Raw genomic sequence first — 2,798 nt, 5'->3', positions numbered from 1 at the left:
CGGCAGAGCGTCTCACTCGTAATGAGAAGGTCGTCGGTTCGATTCCGACAGGCGGCTCCACCAAACCCCTAGGTCAGAGGCCACTCTCTGGGGCTGGGGGTTCGTCGTACCCGGCCTCGATCGCCTTCGGTGCCCCCGTCGTGCCCCCGAGCCTCTTGGGAGCGTCCCAGAGGTTCTGGTCGATCAGGCCCGTAGAGGTCCATCGTCATCGCCGTCGAGGCATGCACCAGGATCCGCTGAGCCACCTTCGGATCAGCCTCAGATCCGAGCCAGACCGACGCCGCCGTATGACGCAGATCGTGAACCCTGAGCTTCGGAACCCCGATCGCCTTGATCGCGGCGGTCCACCGAACCGATCGCGTCCACTTGCCCTCGCTGAGCGGCCCACCCTGCGGCGCGTGGAACAGCCATGCGCCGCTGACCTTGTCGCCCGCCCATCGATCCACGATCGGGACCAGGTCCTCGACCAGGGGACCGTCCGAGTCCGCCCTTTCTTCAGGTGTCTACGAACAGCTCGCCTGAACCTCCGCTGGCGAGCACTGCCCACTGCAGACGTGAACCACGACCAGGACCCAGATCCGATCACCTGCCTGCAGGCCAGCCAGCTCGCCCCAACGCAGACCAGCGAGACCGAGCACCAGGACCAACTCGGCGTATCGACTGTGGCAAGCGTCGGCTAGGTCGTGGAGCTGCGCCACGGTGAGGTGAGCCCGTCCCGACGTGACTGCCCACCGCTCGGAGCCTTGACCGACGCGGCCACGTTCTTGGTGATCCTGCGGTCAGCGATCGCGTAGGTCAGGATCGAGCGCAGAGTCGCGAGATAGCAAGTGACGCTGAAGGACTGCGGCCAGCGGCAATCTGCGCACCAACCCAGCTCGACACTTCGGCGGAGGTGATCGTGACCAGGGGAGCATTGCCGAACCGTGGGCTGATGTGAAGCCGCCAGTCTGCGGCATCAGCCTCCCTGGTCCGCCGCTTCGCCGAACTACGCGACTCCAGCCAATCAGCCGCAACTACCGAAAGAGGTACGCGACCCCGCTTCGGATCGGTCCACTCGCCGAGCCGGAGTTTGCGAGTCTGTCCTGCTCCCAGGCCACGGCATCCGCCTTGCGGTCGAACACACGCGTAGCAACCTCGCGACCATGCGACTTGATCCGGGCCCGGTGGTCGGTGAGGGTCTTGCCGGTCCACTGACGCGAAGCCCCGTCATTCTGCTCGACTTCGACGGCCCGGTGTGTTCCGTGTTCGCCGGGTATCCGGCACCTCAGATCACCGAGGAACTGCGAGCCCTGGCGCTCGACCAGGTCGACGAGTTGCCGCCGGCTATGTCCGCGATCACCAGTCCGCACGAGTTCCTGAGCGCATCCGCCGAGCTCTCCGCGGAGCTGGCCCAACACATCGAGGCTGCACTGCAGACGCCGAGATCAAGGCCGTCGAGAGTGCCACGCCTACACCTGGTGTAGAGGCCTTCCTGACCGCCTGCCGCGAGGCCGGTCGGCAGCTCGCGATCGTCAGCAACAACACCGGCGCATCGGTACGGGCCTACCTCGACCGCGTCGGCTTGGCAGACCTCGTCCAGCACGTCGAGGCGCGACCCATCGGACCCCGGCCTGATGAAGCGAGCCCGCACCTAATCGAGCGCGCCGCCCAAGCCCTGGCGGTGGAGCCCGACGCGTGCACCATGATCGGCGACCAGACCACCGACGTACAGGCCGCCCGAGCGATCGGAGCCGCAGCATCGGCTACACCAACAAACCCGGCAAGGCCGACGACCTGACCGCCGATGGAGCCGATGCCGTGATCGCCAACATCGCCGAACTCACCCAAGCTGTCCAAGCAAACTAGGCGATCGGGCCGCGTCCTCCCAGCGTCCCCAGTAGGTTGGCGGGCGACCATGACGAGAATCTTCACTTCGGCATCGTGGGATGGAGACCGCAATGACACCCCGTACGGCGATGGAAAGCGCGTTGAAGGATGCGATCACACAGCACCTGCGTCCGAAGGGGTTCACCGGGTCTCTACCGCATCTGCGCCGCCGTTCCGACGCCCAAGTCTGCTTGATCAGTTTTCAGTTCTTTTCAGCTGGGGGAAGCTTCGCCGTAGAGGTCGCCGAGTGTGGGCCTAACGGCTTCAATACTTCCTGGGGCAAACACATACCTCCTCAAAAGATGACCGCCCAAGACGTCCCCGCCCCTCGGCCACGACTTGGAAGTGGGGACTTTCCCAATGGCGATCACTGGTTCGCCTTCGGGCCGCGAAACTACGAGCCCGATGCGGAGAAACTGCGGGCCCATCAGGACTATGAAGCTCTGGCCGATGACGTGCTGCGATTGATCGAGTCGCAGGCAGAGCCGTTCTGGGAGCAGCAACTGTTGGCGCGGACATAGAGTCCGCCCGGCGCCGTCATTCTCTGCCGATTTGGGCTCCTATGGATCAAGGGCGTGCCTTCGGCGCGCGGACCCGGACTGCGGGCGGCGCCGGGGCGCCGTCCTCGCCGGGTCCCAACGAGCAGGACGCTTCTCCGACCACGCGATCCCAACTGCGACAGACCGACGCGCCTGGCGTCTGACCGCCGGCTAGCCCCGTCCCCCTGGCCGCTCGATTGTCCTGCCACGACGACCCACATCTAGAGCGCTTCGCGTCCTACGGATCGGCAAGCCGACTCTTGACGTGCGCCGCGCTGGCCTGGGTTTGGCAGCTATCAGACATCCCTGGTGTTAGGGGGTCAAGCTGCGGTGGGTCTTCTTGCGGTATGCGGATCCGAGTTCGGGGCCGTAGTTGTCGGCTTCTTGACGCAG

4 protein-coding genes are annotated in these 2,798 nt (G+C 65.3%); 3 read left to right on the top strand and 1 reads right to left on the bottom strand.

Annotated elements, in window-relative coordinates; translation table 11 throughout:
• Nucleotides 1-68: 68 nt before the first annotated feature.
• Nucleotides 69-470 carry a tyrosine-type recombinase/integrase gene (locus E1218_RS38385; protein WP_132327381.1) on the bottom strand — a complete coding sequence of 134 codons (402 nt, stop codon included), beginning with the start codon at nt 468-470 and terminating at the stop codon, nt 69-71.
• Between the two features lie 672 nt (nt 471-1,142).
• On the opposite strand from E1218_RS38385, the gene E1218_RS37675 reads away from it, so the two are divergent.
• The 3 genes from E1218_RS37675 (at nt 1,143) to E1218_RS35315 (ending at nt 2,387) form a co-directional block, all read left to right on the top strand.
• A complete protein-coding gene (locus tag E1218_RS37675) occupies nt 1,143-1,463 on the top strand; it encodes a hypothetical protein (RefSeq protein WP_233712693.1) in 321 nt (106 codons plus the stop codon).
• Nucleotides 1,364-1,777, top strand: a complete 414-nt coding sequence (locus tag E1218_RS38380) for an HAD family hydrolase (protein ID WP_407657662.1) — start codon at nt 1,364-1,366, stop codon at nt 1,775-1,777. The genes E1218_RS37675 and E1218_RS38380 overlap by 100 nt, the downstream gene beginning before the upstream one ends.
• 160 nt (nt 1,778-1,937) lie before the next feature.
• Nucleotides 1,938-2,387, top strand: a complete 450-nt coding sequence (locus E1218_RS35315; protein ID WP_165949566.1) for a DUF4304 domain-containing protein — start codon at nt 1,938-1,940, stop codon at nt 2,385-2,387.
• Nucleotides 2,388-2,798 lie beyond the last annotated feature (411 nt).

The organism is Kribbella turkmenica (assembly GCF_004348725.1).
In the GTDB taxonomy this organism is placed as follows: Bacteria; Actinomycetota; Actinomycetes; order Propionibacteriales; family Kribbellaceae; genus Kribbella; species Kribbella turkmenica.
The sequence above is the reverse complement of the archived record's forward strand: the minus strand, read 5'-3'. Positions and strand labels throughout refer to the sequence as shown.